Below are 16,317 nucleotides of genomic sequence, written 5' to 3' on the forward strand. Positions count from 1 at the left end.
GCTTTGGGTATGCTTGTTTATTCATTCATGAGCAATCTTCGCAGCCATTGAGGCCAGCCGCTTAACTGAGTTTCTGTTTCATGACCGGCAGCTCTCGGCTGAGCGGCTTTCAGAGCGGCAACGACATCAATCAAGCCATAGCCAAAATATTTATCTTTACCGGCGTCTCCAAGATCCATGGCCGTGTCTCTCATCAACTGCATAACCTCAGTATTTTTCAATTCAGGGTTAGCGGAGCGGATCAATGCAGCCAGCGCAGTAACATGAGGGCTGGCCATGGAGGTGCCGGAGAGGGCCGCATATTGGTTCTGCGGATAGGTGCTGGCGATGCTTACTCCTGGTGCAGCCACATCGATATAATCGCCATAATTAGAGAACGACGCCTTCGACTTCTGGGAGTCCACCGCGGCTACAGCAAACACTTCCGGGTACGCGGCCGGATAGCCGGGACGCTCGGTATTGTCGTTTCCGCTCGCTGCAATCAGGATAACATCCCGGTCAAAAGCGTAGCGAATTGCATCGTGAAGGAACTCAGCGTCCGCGTAATTGCCCAGGCTCATGTTGATGACCTTCGCGCCGTGGTCTGTCGCCCAAATGATGCCTTGTGCAACGGCGTATGTGCTTCCTGCACCGGATTGGTCGAGCACTTTCACTGGCATAATTCGATTGTACCAGCTCATTCCTGCGACACCCAAGTTATTGTTGACGAGTGCTCCGACCACTCCTGCTACATGGGTGCCGTGGCCCACATCGTCCATAGGGTCTGATTCAGGATTGACCACGTTATAGCCGCTGACCAATTGATTGCTAAGATCTGGATGTTTTATATCGACACCGGTATCTACAACAGCTACGATAACGTCTTGAGAGCCTTTGGTAATATTCCAACCGGCTTCGGTTTCTATCTGGGGCAGATTCCATTGATAGCGACGGTAGAGTGAATCGTTGGGGGTGATCACCGAATCCGTGTTTGACGCCTCGGGACCCGCAGTTTGATTCGTTAAGTAAAGAAAATGCGGCTCGGCATATTCGATGTTCCATTTCTTAAAGTAGCTCATCAGTTGTTTGGCTTCCATGTTTCCTGATTCGAAGACATACGTATAGCCCAGCTTGCGGAATTGTCCCCCCCCGATGTCTTTCCGGATTTGGGCGAGATTATTTTCAGTTGGTTCATTCTTAAATTTGACAACGACCTGGTTTACATGATAGTGACTCGTGCCTTCGTTGTCCTCAGGATGATCGACCTTTACGTCTTGGAGTGAATCTGCATCCACGGATTCGATGTTATATCGTCCTTCACTTGGGTAAGCGACCATCCGCAGGTTTTTACGCTGATGATCGGCAACTTGCTGCAAAATTTGCTGACGTACAGCACTCAGAAGCGCAGTCGACCCGTCTCCCGATGGAATGCCTATAACAAAATACGTGCTTCCATCCGCCTGAATCGCATTCGACTGATAGGCTTTGCCTGCATCTACTTGCCGCTTAGCTTCTATAAGGTATGGTTCTACTGTTTGCCTAGCCGTGTCGCGCAAAGCGCCGGTTGTAACTCCTTGGGTGAGCGGCTGCTGCGCCTTTGTCCAAGTCAGCAGCTCCATATGCGGCTGCTCGGCCTGAACCTTTTTCAAGGTATTTATGACTTCGGCGCTTCCCTTCGTTTTCAGTTCCTGTACGGTGCGGTGGAGCAGCATGCTGCACTCACTGCGGCAGAGTTCATCGGTTCTTGCGATATCTTGATTCATTATCATTTGTTTCATTTGCAGCTCAGCTGCAGACGTCACTGTCTCGGGACGGGGCATTTCATCTCCACGGGGGAAGATCAGCGCCACGCCGGCGACAACAAGCAGAACGGACATCACGTATTTCCACATAGACTGCTGCCTCCTAAATGTTTGCTGTTATGTTTTCCATGATGACCGATTTGCTATAACAGTAATGTTATCCAAACGAGACATACACCCGAAACGGCGAATTATACTTTTAGACGTTTTTCATGTTACTTTTATAAGAGATTTATGGTAGGATGAAGGTGCAGGTCATTAATAAAGTCCATGTTGGTTTCTAAGTTGAGGAGGTCTACTTTAGCTATGGCAGTGTTTAACGTAAAAAATCTTTGTGAAACATCAAGAACGAAGCTGAGCGAAGCAATCGCAAAAATGGAGAGTTTTCTGAACGAGCATTCTTTGCAGCAGCTGAATACGGACAACGACGAAGCTATGGATGAATTTTACAAGGGCTATTTATCCGATACGAGACATCTGCTTGTGTTTTCTGAAGTGTCTTACGAAAAGCTTGGCGTGGCTCTCCGTCGCCCCAATTTCAATGTAGAATATGCAGAGAAGGTGCTTTACGAGGTGTATCATAGCTGCGTGAACAGTTTCTTTTACCCTAAGAATGAATGCTATTCCGAAGATGGCAGGTATGCTTATACCGGTCAGGATGCTATCCGATTCCGCAAAAAGCCAACCCGTGTAGTTCGGGACTTGACGATCGAGCTATCGAAAATATTCGAGATGCTCCGGGACGAGCTGGCTTATTACGAAACCGACTATATTACTCAAAAGCGTATGCAAGGCGAGAAAGTATAATTTTGCCCGCTTGGAGTACAATGATAAGGAAGAGGTGCTTCGCCAGAGGCATCTCTTTTTGTATAAGGAGGGTTTGATGCGTGTCGCAGACAATGGATTTGAAGCAGCTTGCTGAGGACAGTGTCCGCCTGATCCGCCTGAACCAGCATCCGAGCGGCGGATATGTTGCTAGTCCTCTGTTCGCTCATTATAACTACAGCTGGCTTAGGGATGGCAGTTTTATCGCCTATGCCATGGATTGTGCAGGAGAGCATACGAGTGCAGGACAATTTTACGAGTGGGTCAGCCGTATCGTTGAACGAAAGCAGGGACATATTCAATATTTGCTGGAGAAACAAAGCCGCGGCGAGCTTATTGGGCTCAATGAATTTTTACATACAAGATATCATTTGGACGGACGGGATGACGTTACATCCGAATGGGGACATTTTCAGCTGGACGGATACGGAACCTGGTTATGGGGGTTGATCCAGCATCTGAAGGCTGATGGTCAGAGTCGAATTCCGGATCGCTTTCGCGCCAGCGTTGATGCAACGGCGGCCTATCTCCAGGCGTTTTGGAGGCTGCCGAACTTCGATTGCTGGGAAGAGCATGCAGAGCATATTCATCCTTCGACGCTTGCTTGCATTTATGGCGGGTTAAAAGGCGTCGCCGAGCTGGACGGCAGGTCTGATCTGGAGAATGTTTGCAATCAGATCAAGACGTTTTTGCTGGAACATGCGGTTCATCCGGAGCAGGGCCATTTTGTCAAATATGTGACTCCGTGTCATGGAACAGATTCGCCGGCTTATACGATCGGTAATGACGGAGTAGACGCGAGTCTGATGTGGCTTAGCCAGCCCTTTGGCTTGTTCGATCCAGAACATGCTAGCTTGAGGCGAACGCTGGAGAAAATCGAATCGGATCTGCGCACAACGCAGGGTGGAATCCGCCGGTATACATCTGATGCGTATTATGGAGGCGGAGAGTGGCTTCTGCTGACAGCATGGTACGGATGGGTGAGGATGTCTATGGGGGATCGGCCGGAAGCTTTGCGAACGCTTCAGTGGGCGGCTTCCAAGGCGGATGAGCAAAGAAGGCTCCCGGAGCAAGTGCCGGATGCGCTGGAGGATCGGCGCCAGTATGATGAGTGGGTTGCTAGATGGGGGCTGCCCGCTATGCCCCTGCTGTGGTCTCATGCCATGTTCTTAGTCGTGTACCACAAGCTCGGCGAGCTTTAGCTTTGCCATGTTGCGGTAAGAATATCCCCCCTTCATAACGGGCAAGATTAGACGGGGGTGATAATCATGCCGGAAGTAAAATGCAGCGTTGCCAACTGCGAATATTGGGTGCAGGGGAACAATTGCAATGCAAGTACGATCATGATCGAGGTAGACAAACACGCGAACCTTGGTTATGATACGGAATTTGCCGCAGATTTCGTGGATCATAAGGATAAGGCCAGTAATGTTGCTAATACCTGTTGTCACACCTTCGAGCCGAAAAAATCGAAATGATCTTCTTCGTGAGAAGGGAGCGATCATCGCGTGAAAAGAAAGCTCGGGGGTAAATATCCCGAATCCGCTCGACAAGACATTCCTTTGCAGCGGCGTAAGCAGGAGCGGTTGCGTAAAGAGTCGAGGTTGAAGGTAAACGAGGAGTTTGCTGCTGAAGCGGCATATCCTCTAAACTCTTCTCGTTCCCGTCTAGAAGGGCCTAAGGCGTCCGTGAAATCGGAAGCGGGACAGCCATATGTGGCTCCATCTGTTTCGTACCGTTGGCTCGGCTATACCGCTCTGATCCTTGCGGTGCTATCGCTCATGATGTTCCCGGTACTGCTGGGCTCGTCAGCGACGCTGCTCGGATTGTTCGCCTTTATGCTCGGGCAGAGAGCCTTAGGGACTTGGTCTATCGCGATCGGACTGATTTCTTTGGCGGGTTATTTTGTTTTGGTACCCTTGTATACGTAATGGAGCTGATCGAGAAAAAGCAGGCCGAACAATGGCCTGTTTTTTTTCGACATAATGCCCTAAAATATGAGTAGATGACAAGCTCAAAAAGGTGTACAATAACGATATTGAGATTGTGAGATAGTAAACCAAGGAGCTTAAAGCCATTATGAGTTTGAATCCTGGATCAATCGATCCCAGAACCCTAAAAGAATTGCTGCGGCTCCAAATGTTGAGCAAATCCGATCTGCTGTCCTCTCCAGGCGGAACCACCGGTGAGGAGGGGAACAGCGACTTCTCGGAGCTCCTAGGCGGCCTGCTCGCCATGAAAGATCAGCAGGATATACCACCTGCTCCTTCCCTTAAGCCAACGCTGATGTCCATGCCAGGCCTTATGTCCATGAACCCGCTGGTTCAGGAGCGTCTTTCAGCCAGCAAGCCAACCGAGTATGAAACGCTCATTCAAGAAGCAAGCCGGCGGTTCGGTGTGGAATCGAGTTTGGTTAAAGCTGTCATTGATGCGGAATCTTCCTTCAACCCTAATGCGGTATCCCGAGCAGGTGCCAAAGGGTTGATGCAGCTGATGGATGCGACAGGGCAAGGTCTAGGTGTTACGAATCCGTTCGACCCTGTACAGAATATAGAAGGCGGCACACGCTACTTATCCAATCTTCTTGTAAAGTACAACGGTAATGCCAGTACTGCTCTCGCGGCGTATAACGCAGGACCGGGGCGTGTAGACCGGTTAGGCATCAAGAACGATGCTGAACTGATGGCCAAGCTCCATTTGCTGCCGGGCGAAACACAGCAATATGTTAGTAAAGTGATGCGTCTAAAGCAGGATTACGAGCCCATAGTGTAATGAGGTCATAAGACCAATTGCAGTCTTCCGCATCGGTTGCCGGGAGGAAAGCTGCAGTTGGTCTTTTGTTAAAAGGAGGAACAGTTTTTGCTTTATATGGATTATGCGGCGACAACGCCGATGTACGAAGAAGTGATTGACACGATGACGGAAGTGATGAGAAAGTTCTATGGCAATCCGTCTTCTTTGCATGCCATGGGAGCTGATGCGGAGCAGCTTGTAGCCCGAGCACGGCAAACCATTGCTGCTATGCTAAAGTGTGCTCCTGGAGAAATCCGCTTCACATCAGGCGGGACGGAGAGTAATAATTTGGCCATTCGCGGCGCGGCAGGACGGTACCGGCACAGGGGAAACCATCTGATTACCTCCATGGTCGAGCATGCATCTGTGTATGAAACCTTTCGCAGGCTGGAGGCAGAAGGCTATCAGGTCACCTACCTGCCGGTGGATGAAACGGGGCAAATCCGCCTAAATGATTTAAAAAAGGCACTGAAGGATGAAACGATTCTTGTTAGCGTAATGCATGTAAATAACGAGATGGGACGGATTCAGCCCATGGAGCAAATCGGCCAATTGCTTCGGGAGAGGCCCAAAACGCTTTTTCATGTCGATGCAGTGCAGTCCGTAGGTAAACTGCCGGTCATTCCCGAGCGGCTTGGGGCCGATTTATTGACTTGTGCAGCACATAAGCTGCGGGGTCCTAAAGGTATTGGCTTTCTGTATTGCCGTCGGGGTGTGGAGCTGGAGCCGCTGTTGCACGGAGGCGGGCAGGAGGAAGGCTTTCGCTCAGGCACGGAGAATGTTCCTGCGATCGTGGGAATGGCCAAAGCAGTTCGGATGGCGATGGACGAGCAGCAAGCCTTCGCTGAGCATACGGCTGGCTTGAGGAAAGAACTTGTTCGTTGTATTTCTACTATACCGGAGCTGGTACTCAGCGGCTCGAAGCAGCCGGAAGACATGGCCCCGCATATCGTTCATTTTTCGTATCCCGGCATGAAATCGGAAGTGCTTGTACATGCTCTAGAGCAGCGGGGCGTCTGCGTCTCGGCCCGATCGGCATGCTCTTCCGGAGCGGAGAAGCCGAGCCGGGTGCTGTTGGCCATGGGGGCTAGCCATGCGGCGGCGGTAAGCGGCATACGACTCAGTTATTCGCTTCAGCAGACACATGAGGACGCGCTGAGGTTTTGTTCTGCGCTGCAGGAAGTGGTCGCCGAGCTGAAGCCGGCCGCTTCACAGAAAGGAAGGAGAAACTCATGATTAGACCACAGCAAGCCATTCTACGGCTAGGGGAATTGACATTAAAGGGGCGCAATCGGCACCGCTTTGAGAAGACAATATTCGAACAAGTCAAACGTACGCTACGTTCTTTTGAGACTATAACGTATCAGAAGGAATTCGGGAGAATCATATTGCACTTAAACGGTGTGGACTATGAAGAATTGGCGCCATTTTTGCAAAAAGTGTTAGGCTTGGCGTCGTTCAGCCCGATTTATACCACCTCCTTGGAGTTGGAACGTATACAAGATACGGCTTTTAAAGTTATGGAGTCATTACAACCCTTCCCGCAAACATATAAAGTAAGTGTACGAAGAATAAATAAAAGCTTTCCTTACGATTCCCAAGAAATGAACCGTTTGGTAGGGGGGTATGTATTAAGGGCATTTCCTGATTTAAAGGTGGACGTGCACCGGCCGGAAGCCGAACTCAGAGTAGAGCTTCGCGAACAGCAAGCGCTGCTGTACTGCCGGGTAGATGGAGGGGCCGGAGGCTTTCCGCTCGGTTCCAATGGGAAGGCGATGCTGATGCTCTCCGGCGGAATTGACAGCCCGGTCGCGGGTTACCTAGCGCTAAGACAAGGCCTTAAACTGGAGGCCGTACATTTTCACAGCTATCCCTATACGAATGAAAAATCGCAGCAAAAAGTGATGGATCTGCTAAAAAAGCTGTCTGCTTACGCCGGTCCCGTGAAGCTCCATATGGTCTCCTTCACATCGGTACAGACTAAAATCCATGGGGCGTACAATAAGAATCTGCTGATTACATTGCTTCGCCGCGCGATGCTCCGCATTACGGAAAAGCTGGCGGAAGAGAATAGGGCCGGAGCGATTGTAACGGGAGAGAGTCTCGGGCAGGTGGCAAGTCAAACGCTGTCCAGTATGAACACCATCGGACGAGCGGTAAGCTTACCGATGATCCGCCCTCTGGTATGCATGGAGAAGCGGGAAATTATACAAGTGGCTGAAGCCATAGATACATTCCAGATTTCGATCCTACCCCATGAGGATTGCTGTACGTTGTTTCTACCGCCAAGCCCCAGTACAAACCCGAATCTCAAAGTGGTGGAGAGCATTGAAAGCAAGTTGGAGTGGCTTCAGGACGAGATCGAGGAAGCTGTTCGAAACACACAAACCATCTGGATTGACGATAAAGAGATCAAGGAAGACAAATTCTCTTCCTTTTTCTAATAAACTGGAGGTCGTGTCATCTTGATTGAATGGATCGTGCTTTTTCTGCAAATTATGCTGATTAACATCGTGCTCAGTGGGGATAATGCGGTGGTCATTGCGCTTGCCAGTAAAAAGCTTCCGCTGGAAGAACGAAAAAAAGCCATTTGGTGGGGTACCTTCGGAGCGATAGGCATACGCATCATATTGACCCTCGCTGCAGTATACGTTCTTCAGGTACCTTACATCCAAACCGCAGGCTCGGTTCTGCTGCTGTGGATCGCGATCAAGCTGATGATGGACGAGGAAGACCACTCCAACGTTAAAGAAGCCTCGACACTGGGCAAGGCAATTTGGACCATTATTGTAGCGGATTTCGTCATGAGTCTTGATAATGTACTAGCTATTGCGGCTAAGGCGGAAGGCGAAATCGGTATTATTATTCTCGGTATCGCAATGAGCGTTCCCATTATTGTCTGGGGTAGTACGCTTGTGGTGAATTTGCTTAAAAAATTCCCTGTGCTTGTTTTTGTGGGAGCGGGGATCCTGGGTTATACCGCGGGTGAAATGTTTATGGCGGACCATCAGGTATCCAGTTGGCTGCTCGGGAATATATCCCATTATGTTTTGCCTGTCATTACGACGCTCATTGTTATCGGATCCGGACTTTTGAAAAAATTTGTGTTAACGCCAAGGTCTTCCTGAAATTAACGATCTTACTGATTAGTGAAGCTCATTCAAGTCCTTGCGTTTTAGTTCCATTTCGCGTATAATGAAGAGTGAATTGTAGCGTCGGCGCTTACGTCCGACGCTTCTTTTATGAACGGGCTTCCGCGCAGGCTTCATACGTGCCCGCTCGCGGATATCAAGCCACATCTGAAGAGAGGGTTTTGTGACTTATGCATTCAAGAGACAAGATAAGAAATATTGCCATCATTGCTCACGTTGATCATGGCAAAACGACGCTGGTAGATAAGCTGCTTCAACAATCCGGAACGTACCGCGATAACGAAGCAGTTCAGGAACGTGCCATGGACTCCAATGATTTGGAGCGTGAGCGGGGCATTACGATATTGGCGAAAAACACGGCCATTAATTACAAAGACTATTTGATTAATATCGTGGATACGCCAGGCCATGCCGACTTCGGCGGTGAAGTAGAGCGAATTATGAAAATGGTTGACGGCGTTCTGCTTGTTGTAGATGCCTTCGAAGGTACCATGCCGCAAACGAAATTCGTTTTGCGCAAAGCACTCGAGCAGCATTTGACTCCGATTGTCGTCGTGAACAAGATCGACCGTCCGAATGCCCGTCCTGCCGAAGTAGTGGACGAGGTGCTTGATTTGTTTATCGAGCTTGGCGCCGATGACGACCAATTGGACTTCCCTGTCGCATACGCTTCTGCGTTGATGGGAACCTCCAGCATCGACCCGGAACGTCAGGACGAGAACATGCAGGCGCTCTATGAGACCATTGTCCAGCATATTCCACATCCGACGGAAGCTGTGGACCAGCCGCTGCAGTTCCTCGTTACATTGATGGATTATAACGAATATTTAGGCCGGATTGCCGTCGGTCGTGTGAATCGCGGTACCGTGCGCCAAGGCCAACCGATCGCTGTTATCAACCGTGAAGGGCAGATCAAGCAAGCTCGCGTTGAGAAGCTGTTCGGATTCCAAGGCTTGAAGCGTTTGGAGATTGAAGAAGCGGGGGCGGGCGATATCGTTGCTATCGCCGGTATTAAAGATATCAATATCGGAGAAACGTTGGCAGATCCGGCTAATCCTGAAGCGCTGCCGGTGCTCAAGATTGATGAGCCTACGCTGCAAATGACGTTCCTCGTGAACAACAGCCCGTTTGCTGGACGGGAAGGCAAATGGATAACGTCCAGAAAGCTGCGGGAGCGTCTGTTTAAAGAATTGGAAACGGATGTAAGTCTTCGCGTGGATGAGACGGACAGCCCTGATGCTTTCGTCGTAGCCGGACGCGGTGAACTGCATCTTGGAATTTTGATTGAAAATATGCGCCGTGAAGGCTTTGAGCTACAAGTATCCAAACCGGAGGTTATTATTAAGGATATAGACGGACAAAGAATGGAGCCGATCGAGCGCCTCATTATCGACGTTCCGGAAGAGAGCATGGGCTCGGTCATGGAGAGTTTGGGCACCCGCAAAGCGGAAATGGTCAATATGATCAACAACGGGTCGGGGAATGTACGTCTCGAATTCCTTATTCCTGCGCGTGGTCTGATTGGCTACCGGACTTATTTCTTGACGTTGACTCGCGGTTACGGAGTTATGAACCATGCGTTCGACAGCTATGGTCCTTATGCGGGCAGCGGAGTTGGTGGTCGTCACGAAGGCGTATTGGTTTCCAGTGAGACGGGTGTTACGACGTTCTACGGCATGATGTCGGTAGAAGACCGTGGTACGTTATTCCTTGAACCGGGAACCGAAGTTTACGAAGGAATGATCGTTGGAGAGCATACCCGCGACAATGACATCATCGTTAACATTTGCAAAGAGAAGCAGTTGACCAACGTACGCTCTGCTACGAAGGATGACACCGTGAAGATGAAGACGCCGCGGCTCTACTCCCTTGAGCAGGCGCTCGAATATTTGAACGACGATGAATACTGTGAAATTACACCGAAATCCATCCGCTTGCGGAAGAAAATTTTGAACAAAAACGAACGTGAGCGCGCTGAAAAGCACCGCAAAATGGCGGAAGCTGGCGTGTAATGAATGATCATATGCTTCACAAAGAGGGCTCTGAGAGATCAGAGCTTTCTTTTCCATAATGAAAGATAGTTCCACAAAGGGAGGTGTCATTATGACCGAATGGTTTCGCGCGCATCCTTACATCACTTGGATTTTGATTTTTGTTCTTATCACTTACGTGTATAATAAAGTGTTTCGGGTACGGAAGCTACCGATCCTAAAAGACGCCATCATCTACTTGATGCTCGCGTTAGGCTCCGGCATGCTGCTTTTCTTTCAATTAGCGGGTCTGCCGATTGTGCCGAGCTTATCTCTCGCCGTGGCATTGATGTTCATGGTCAGAATCCGTTACTTCGTTCAAGAGCGAAACGAAAAAAAGGAGTAGAGCATTCTAAGCAACGCGCTCGGATGGGAGTGAATACCCAATGGCTAAATTTTGGCTGATACCGATCCTGTGGGATGGGCAATATGCCCTGCTCGGCGAGGATAAGATTCTTTTGGAGCCGGAAGAAGCCCGCATTCGATTTGTCGAGGCGCTTCGCCCGGTTCATCCTCGGCTGCTTCTAAGCTTCAAGGCGGAGCTCCTGCTCGCGGACGAAGCGCTGGACGCATGCGGAACGGACATGCTTCCGTTTGATTTGGGACATGGACTGGCTATCCGTCTAGTCGCCGGTGAACAACAAGACACGGAGTCCATTCAAGCGGAAGAATACCCTTTATCCCATTGTGCTGAAGCGTATTTCAACCGTTTGATGACACCGCAAGAGGCTTCTTCCTTACTATTAGACACGGTCAATGATAAGGATACGGGGCCATGGTTGCAGACTATGCGGAAGTGGCTGGCTGAAGGCCGCCATGTAATTTTGCTGAGAGAGGACTGAAAGCGTTTTGAAATTACAGGATGCGCTGTTCAATTGGCTGCAAATCAGCATCGTCGCCGAAGCTCGTCCGGAAGATCACGCAGCCGCCGAGACGAGAGACTTTTTTGAAGTGATATTACGGGAAGACCATCATCTCACCCGATTTAGTTATACCTCGGATAATAGCGTATACCGGATTCAATATGAGACGGCGGAGGAGCATCGAACTCAGGAGTTTGACCGAGAGTCTGCGGAACAACTGCTGGAGGACATTAATTCGAACCCAAAATACAATGAATGACATAAACCATGAGGCTTGGAGATACAATAAAATATTAATATTCGAAGGGAGTGTCATGACAACTGTTTGTAGCTGTCACTATGCACCTATGATATAATGAATTTAGAAACAGCTACAATACCTGTAGGAGGGGAATCCATGGCCGAAACGATCACAGCTCTTTCGGAACAGCTATTCGACACATTGCAAAAGGAATCGTTTGCTTTGTTAAGCACGGTTGATCATGAAACCGGTGCGCCGGGCATGAATGCGATTTCCTGGCTCTATGCCAAGGATCAGAAAACGATTCGTTTCGCTGTGGACCAGCGTTCCCGCATCGGGACCAACATAGGGAAGCAGCCGCAAGTGAATTTGACCTTCATCGGCGCCGGCTCGGTACATGCCATTTACGGTACAGTTCGTCTTGTTACCGAAGCGTTAGACGGAGTTCCGTTTAAGCTGGCCTGTTATGACATCGATATTTCCGCGGTGCGGGATGCGATGTTCTACGGAGCGCGCATTTCCGTTGCCCCTGAATATGAAAAAACATACGACAAGCGTGCCGCTGAGAAGCTGGACACGCAGGTGTTTGACGCCATGAAAAAAGCCTAGAATCGTTTCGCATTCTAGGCTTTTTTTCTACAGATTAACGGCCTGGGTTTGTTTGCGGCGGCACTACATCCCGCGGCAGTTGTGGAACAATTCTTCCGATTATGGCTGCCATTTCCTCCGCGAACCCGTTGATCGCTCTGCCGTTCTGTATATGATCTCTGACGAGCCGCAAGCGCTCGGCAAGATCCATATCCGCAGTTACGATTGCATCTACACCATAAGGATCATGTTTTAGCGCTTCTGCCACAGACAGCTTGATCGTACCGACTTTTGCTCGATCCATGCCTTGCGGAACATTGACTCCCACGACAGCCGTATTGCCGAACACGACGCAATTGGCGCTCTCCACGTTCGGCACACTGACTGCTAGTTGCTCCAGCCTTTGGGCAACGGCTCCGGGATCTGTAATCTCTTTCTTTTGAGGAGCTGTTTGGTTCACTTTTACTTGACGGTTCTGTTCAACAGTCTGGGAAGGAGCAGCTCCATTCTTTGGTGATTGGGTACAACCTGTTAGCACAGCGGACAACAACATTATGATCCCGACAAATTTCATCATTAATCCTCGTTCCTTTCTTTTCATCATCTATTTTGGTTAGTTTGTCCTAACTGGCTAGTTCCTATGTATTTAGCTTTTGCCAAACACCAAATCTGGGAGGGACCAAGATGAAAAAAGTTTATGTGCTGGATACCAACGTGCTGTTGCAGGATCCAAATGCCATATATGCTTTTGAGGATAACGAAGTGATTATACCGGCAGTGGTGCTTGAGGAAATTGATTCCAAAAAGCGCAACGCGGATGAGCTCGGGCGTAACGCCCGCCAGATTTCCCGGATGTTGGATGGACTCCGAAGCAGCGGAAGGCTTTTTGAGGGCATTGATCTCGAAAACGGCGGAAGTTTGAAAGTGGAACTCAATCACAGAAGCTTTGCAAGGCTTCAAGAGGTGTTTGCAGATGTAACGAACGATAACCGGATTTTAGCGGTTGCACTTAATTATCATCTGGAGGAAAATGAGAAGCCTGATCCGAAGCCGGTTATCTTGGTTAGTAAGGACGTACTCGTACGGATAAAGGCGGATGTTCTCGGGATTACAGCGCAGGACTATTTAACGGACCGGATCGTAAGTGTGGCGGATGAAATTTATACCGGTCATCTGACCATTCTTGTGCATCCTTCTGTTATTGACGAATTTTATACGTACCGTAACCTTAGCGCAAGCTCCTTGGGCCTGACATATCCGGTGCATCCTCACGAATTTATTATTCTTAAGGACGAAATGGGGACCAGCAAATCGGCGCTGCTGAAGGTGGACGCTGACGGCAAGAAGCTGGAGCCGCTCTTTTTGAGCAACGACCCGATTTGGGGCATCGCGGCGCGAAACGCCCAACAGCGGATGGCGCTGGAGCTGCTTCTCAACGATGAGATTCCTTTGGTTACCCTGACCGGTAAGGCGGGTACAGGCAAGACGCTTCTGACGCTTGCAGCTGGCTTAATGAAGGTGGAAGACGAACGGAAATACAAGAAACTTCTGATCGCCCGCCCCGTTGTTCCTATGGGTAAAGACATCGGTTATTTGCCTGGAGAGAAAGAGGAGAAGCTGCGCCCTTGGATGCAGCCGATTTACGATAACTTGGAATATTTATTCGATACGAAAAAACCGGGAGATATCGAGAAAATATTGGCCGGGATCGGCAGTATACAGGTTGAAGCGCTGACTTATATCCGCGGACGTTCCATACCGGGACAATTTATTATTATCGATGAGGCACAGAATTTATCCAAGCATGAGGTCAAAACGATCGTGTCCCGCGTCGGCGAAGGCAGCAAAATCGTTCTTCTTGGGGATCCGGAGCAAATCGATCATCCTTACCTCGATGCATCCAGCAACGGTCTGACTTATGTGGTGGAACGCTTTAAGGAGCAAAACATCAGCGGGCACATCATGCTGGAGCGAGGCGAACGCTCCCATCTGGCGCAGCTTGCGGCAGATTTGCTATAAAGTAGTGGACCTTGAGCGGAAGGAAAAGAAAACGTTGGGGCTTAATGTGACGATGGGGTAGGAAATATAGATCGTTACTACAATATCAAGCGGCTGATTAGCGATATCCTATATCGTTATCAGCCGCTTTTTCTGAGGCTGAAGGAGCGCATAGCGGCCGCCGCTCTAAGGCCCATATGTCCATTCGATTTTGCAGCCGTAGGCGCGGGCAATGCCTTCGGCAAGCTCGGCGTGCTGCTTCTCCAGGGTGTACACTGAGCCGCTTTCATCGGCAGAGCTCCAATCCGCCAGCAGATGTTCCTCCAGCTGAGCTTCCGCTTGCTCGGGCTCATACGGCCGGCCGGATGGCTCTTCCGGTTTCTTCAGCTTACATACGACGGTCATATCCGCATACAGATAGGGGTTCTCCAACCGAGTGATAAAACCGTAATCATCGAAGGATGGATGCGTTCGCACGCCGGAAGGTAGCAGCAGCAAATCCATCTCCTCGTATGGAATGTTATACTGGCGCATGATCGGCTTTGCTTCATCGCGCTCCAGTAAAGTGGAGAAAATCAGGAGCTCTTTGTCCCGATCGAAGACGCTTGCTTTGCCGGCCAGTGCTTTCACGATTTGGGCATAGTATCCAGCTCGCTTGTCCTCGGGCATATCCATAGCCAAACCGTATTTGATTTGTAATTCCCTCATATGAGCCGTTCCTCTCTTTCTACCTGTCTCAACAATTGTAACCTTTTACTAAACCATTATGCGCAAAAAAAGCCGGCCAGCGCAACTTGTGCGTCACAAGGCCAACTTTAGCATAACACTCAGCTTTCCATCCTCGATTGTGACCCCGGTAACCCGCAGAAAAGCGGCGATATTTTGCGGATAAAGGCCCAAATCGAAGTCTTTCTCCAATGCTTCGATCGTCGTGGAAGGCAGCGTAAACCCGTTAAATCGCAGTTCCGTAATCCGAAAGCGCAGATAGGCCATGCTTTGGTCCTCGCCTTGGGAAGTCATCTCATAGCTGCCGACCATGAGTAGGGAAATCCCGTCACGCTCTCCGGAAGCTGTCATCTTGTCAGGGCTGAACCTGAAGGTCATATCTGTGAAAATCTCATTTTTTTGCCTTAAAAAATCGTTAAGTTCTTGGTCGGTTACTTGAAAAGTATAATTAAATCCGTTCATGATCAAATTCCCGCCTGAGCCTGAACCGGCCGTCACTATCTCGGGCAGCTGCTTCAACGCTTCACCTAATGCCTGGAAATAGATTCTGAGCATGGGCACTCCCTTGTCATGCCATAAGCGGTTCAGTTCCAGCATTTGCTGTTGTAGCTGGACTGCCGTTTCTTTATTTTCCGCTAACGTATCGTCCACTTCCTGTTGTAATGAGACAAGACGCGCCCGCTGTGCCAGATAAAGCGATTTGGTTTGCTGTAATCCCGTTTGTGCTTCGATAAGTCCAGCTTTCACTTGGTTCAACTGTCTCCATGCGTCCGTGTGACGTTTGAGTGCCTGCTGATCATTTCTTAGAATCATCTGCAGATAATCTAATGAAGCAAGCGCTTCTGAGAAGCTGCGGATGGAGAACAGCAAGTTCCAGAGGGAGTCTCGGTCTCCCATATAGTAAGCTCGGATAACTTGGGCTGCGTGGGTCCTCGCCTCCGCAGTTGAACGATTGGCTGTATGAAGCTGCTCTTCGGCCGTCACAAGCTGGGATTGCAGCTGCGCCTCCTGCTCCATGATGCGCAAAAGCTCCTGGTCGATCTCATAAATGGTCAATCCTTTTTGCATCAGTTCCTTGTTGTGTTGCAGCGTTTCCGCTTTCATGGTTGGGAGCCCCAAGCCGAGAATACACCAGCTTGTTAAAAGCAATCCTATGACGGCTCGTCTTAACTCTTTCATCGGCAATTTCACCTGCGATGTTCCCCCCATCCTCTCAACTAAAGATTATCATAGGAATGGGAAAATGATGACAAAAAAATGGCTTTCCGCCGGAAATCGGCGAAAAGCAGATTGAAGCTATGAAGATTTGGGCGCTGCAGG

18 protein-coding genes are annotated in these 16,317 nt (G+C 49.6%); 14 read left to right on the forward strand and 4 right to left on the reverse strand.

What is annotated here, in order from left to right:
- Positions 1 to 17: 17 nt before the first annotated feature.
- Positions 18 to 1,871, reverse strand: coding sequence for a S8 family peptidase (locus JOE45_RS00985; RefSeq protein WP_210021959.1), 1,854 nt, complete (start codon positions 1,869 to 1,871; stop codon positions 18 to 20).
- Between the two features lie 216 nt (positions 1,872 to 2,087).
- On the opposite strand from JOE45_RS00985, the gene JOE45_RS00990 reads away from it, so the two are divergent.
- The 13 genes from JOE45_RS00990 (at position 2,088) to JOE45_RS01050 (ending at position 12,294) form a co-directional block, all read left to right on the forward strand.
- Positions 2,088 to 2,588 (forward strand): YpuI family protein, encoded by a 501-nt coding sequence (locus tag JOE45_RS00990; protein ID WP_210021958.1) that lies wholly within the window; start codon positions 2,088 to 2,090, stop codon positions 2,586 to 2,588.
- Positions 2,589 to 2,668: 80 nt separating this feature from the next.
- Positions 2,669 to 3,808, forward strand: a complete 1,140-nt coding sequence (locus JOE45_RS00995; RefSeq protein ID WP_210021957.1) for a glycoside hydrolase family 15 protein — start codon at positions 2,669 to 2,671, stop codon at positions 3,806 to 3,808.
- A gap of 66 nt (positions 3,809 to 3,874) precedes the next feature.
- Positions 3,875 to 4,084: a DUF1540 domain-containing protein gene (locus tag JOE45_RS01000; RefSeq protein WP_210021956.1), complete on the forward strand. Its 210-nt coding sequence runs from the start codon at positions 3,875 to 3,877 to the stop codon at positions 4,082 to 4,084.
- 30 nt (positions 4,085 to 4,114) lie between these two features.
- A complete protein-coding gene (locus JOE45_RS01005) occupies positions 4,115 to 4,537 on the forward strand; it encodes a hypothetical protein (RefSeq protein WP_210021955.1) in 423 nt (140 codons plus the stop codon).
- A 148-nt stretch (positions 4,538 to 4,685) separates the two neighbouring features.
- Positions 4,686 to 5,378 carry a lytic transglycosylase domain-containing protein gene (locus JOE45_RS01010; protein WP_210021954.1) on the forward strand — a complete coding sequence of 231 codons (693 nt, stop codon included), beginning with the start codon at positions 4,686 to 4,688 and terminating at the stop codon, positions 5,376 to 5,378.
- A gap of 87 nt (positions 5,379 to 5,465) precedes the next feature.
- On the forward strand, positions 5,466 to 6,635 hold the full coding sequence (locus tag JOE45_RS01015) for a cysteine desulfurase family protein (RefSeq protein WP_210021953.1): 1,170 nt from the start codon (positions 5,466 to 5,468) through the stop codon (positions 6,633 to 6,635).
- Positions 6,632 to 7,843, forward strand: a complete 1,212-nt coding sequence (gene thiI / locus JOE45_RS01020; protein ID WP_210021952.1) for a tRNA uracil 4-sulfurtransferase ThiI — start codon at positions 6,632 to 6,634, stop codon at positions 7,841 to 7,843. Before JOE45_RS01015 ends, thiI begins: the two co-directional genes overlap by 4 nt.
- Positions 7,844 to 7,864: 21 nt before the next feature.
- A complete protein-coding gene (locus JOE45_RS01025) occupies positions 7,865 to 8,527 on the forward strand; it encodes a TerC family protein (RefSeq protein WP_210021951.1) in 663 nt (220 codons plus the stop codon).
- Between the two features lie 194 nt (positions 8,528 to 8,721).
- The gene (gene typA / locus JOE45_RS01030; RefSeq protein ID WP_210021950.1) at positions 8,722 to 10,563 is read left to right on the forward strand and encodes a translational GTPase TypA; all 1,842 of its coding nucleotides are present in this window, start codon (positions 8,722 to 8,724) and stop codon (positions 10,561 to 10,563) included.
- A 91-nt stretch (positions 10,564 to 10,654) separates the two neighbouring features.
- On the forward strand, positions 10,655 to 10,927 hold the full coding sequence (locus JOE45_RS01035) for a YlaH-like family protein (RefSeq protein WP_210021949.1): 273 nt from the start codon (positions 10,655 to 10,657) through the stop codon (positions 10,925 to 10,927).
- 40 nt (positions 10,928 to 10,967) lie between these two features.
- On the forward strand, positions 10,968 to 11,423 hold the full coding sequence (locus JOE45_RS01040; protein WP_210021948.1) for a hypothetical protein: 456 nt from the start codon (positions 10,968 to 10,970) through the stop codon (positions 11,421 to 11,423).
- Between the two features lie 7 nt (positions 11,424 to 11,430).
- Positions 11,431 to 11,703, forward strand: coding sequence for a hypothetical protein (locus JOE45_RS01045; protein ID WP_210021947.1), 273 nt, complete (start codon positions 11,431 to 11,433; stop codon positions 11,701 to 11,703).
- Between the two features lie 138 nt (positions 11,704 to 11,841).
- Entirely contained in the window at positions 11,842 to 12,294 is a 453-nt protein-coding gene (locus JOE45_RS01050) for a pyridoxamine 5'-phosphate oxidase family protein (protein WP_210021946.1), read from the forward strand.
- A 34-nt stretch (positions 12,295 to 12,328) separates the two neighbouring features.
- Here the strand turns inward: JOE45_RS01050 and JOE45_RS01055 are convergent, their stop codons facing one another.
- Positions 12,329 to 12,850 carry a YhcN/YlaJ family sporulation lipoprotein gene (locus JOE45_RS01055; RefSeq protein WP_210021945.1) on the reverse strand — a complete coding sequence of 174 codons (522 nt, stop codon included), beginning with the start codon at positions 12,848 to 12,850 and terminating at the stop codon, positions 12,329 to 12,331.
- A 107-nt stretch (positions 12,851 to 12,957) separates the two neighbouring features.
- Here JOE45_RS01055 and JOE45_RS01060 point away from each other — a divergent pair, with 107 nt between their 5' ends.
- On the forward strand, positions 12,958 to 14,292 hold the full coding sequence (locus JOE45_RS01060) for a PhoH family protein (RefSeq protein ID WP_210021944.1): 1,335 nt from the start codon (positions 12,958 to 12,960) through the stop codon (positions 14,290 to 14,292).
- 165 nt (positions 14,293 to 14,457) lie between these two features.
- Here the strand turns inward: JOE45_RS01060 and JOE45_RS01065 are convergent, their stop codons facing one another.
- Both JOE45_RS01065 and JOE45_RS01070 read right to left on the reverse strand, forming a co-directional pair.
- A complete protein-coding gene (locus tag JOE45_RS01065; protein ID WP_210021943.1) occupies positions 14,458 to 14,979 on the reverse strand; it encodes a hypothetical protein in 522 nt (173 codons plus the stop codon).
- Positions 14,980 to 15,072: 93 nt separating this feature from the next.
- Complete coding sequence (locus JOE45_RS01070) at positions 15,073 to 16,176, reverse strand: hypothetical protein (RefSeq protein ID WP_210021942.1); 1,104 nt, start codon at positions 16,174 to 16,176, stop codon at positions 15,073 to 15,075.
- Between the last annotated feature and the right edge of the window lie 141 nt (positions 16,177 to 16,317).

The sequence above is a fragment of the Paenibacillus sp. PvR098 genome, assembly GCF_017833255.1.
Lineage (GTDB): Bacteria > Bacillota > Bacilli > Paenibacillales > NBRC-103111 > Paenibacillus_G.

Excerpts from the sequence above, each read along its gene's own strand:
- JOE45_RS00985 (WP_210021959.1), bottom strand. The coding sequence starts at position 1,871 with ATGTGGAAATACGTGATGTCCGTTCTGCTTGTTGTCGCCGGCGTGGCG.
- JOE45_RS00990 (WP_210021958.1), top strand. The coding sequence starts at position 2,088 with ATGGCAGTGTTTAACGTAAAAAATCTTTGTGAAACATCAAGAACGAAG.
- JOE45_RS01000 (WP_210021956.1), top strand. The coding sequence starts at position 3,875 with ATGCCGGAAGTAAAATGCAGCGTTGCCAACTGCGAATATTGGGTGCAG.
- JOE45_RS01010 (WP_210021954.1), top strand. The coding sequence starts at position 4,686 with ATGAGTTTGAATCCTGGATCAATCGATCCCAGAACCCTAAAAGAATTG.
- thiI (WP_210021952.1), top strand. The coding sequence starts at position 6,632 with ATGATTAGACCACAGCAAGCCATTCTACGGCTAGGGGAATTGACATTA.
- typA (WP_210021950.1), top strand. The coding sequence starts at position 8,722 with ATGCATTCAAGAGACAAGATAAGAAATATTGCCATCATTGCTCACGTT.
- JOE45_RS01035 (WP_210021949.1), top strand. The coding sequence starts at position 10,655 with ATGACCGAATGGTTTCGCGCGCATCCTTACATCACTTGGATTTTGATT.
- JOE45_RS01040 (WP_210021948.1), top strand. The coding sequence starts at position 10,968 with ATGGCTAAATTTTGGCTGATACCGATCCTGTGGGATGGGCAATATGCC.
- JOE45_RS01050 (WP_210021946.1), top strand. The coding sequence starts at position 11,842 with ATGGCCGAAACGATCACAGCTCTTTCGGAACAGCTATTCGACACATTG.
- JOE45_RS01055 (WP_210021945.1), bottom strand. The coding sequence starts at position 12,850 with ATGATGAAATTTGTCGGGATCATAATGTTGTTGTCCGCTGTGCTAACA.
- JOE45_RS01060 (WP_210021944.1), top strand. The coding sequence starts at position 12,958 with ATGAAAAAAGTTTATGTGCTGGATACCAACGTGCTGTTGCAGGATCCA.
- JOE45_RS01065 (WP_210021943.1), bottom strand. The coding sequence starts at position 14,979 with ATGAGGGAATTACAAATCAAATACGGTTTGGCTATGGATATGCCCGAG.
- JOE45_RS01070 (WP_210021942.1), bottom strand. The coding sequence starts at position 16,176 with ATGAAAGAGTTAAGACGAGCCGTCATAGGATTGCTTTTAACAAGCTGG.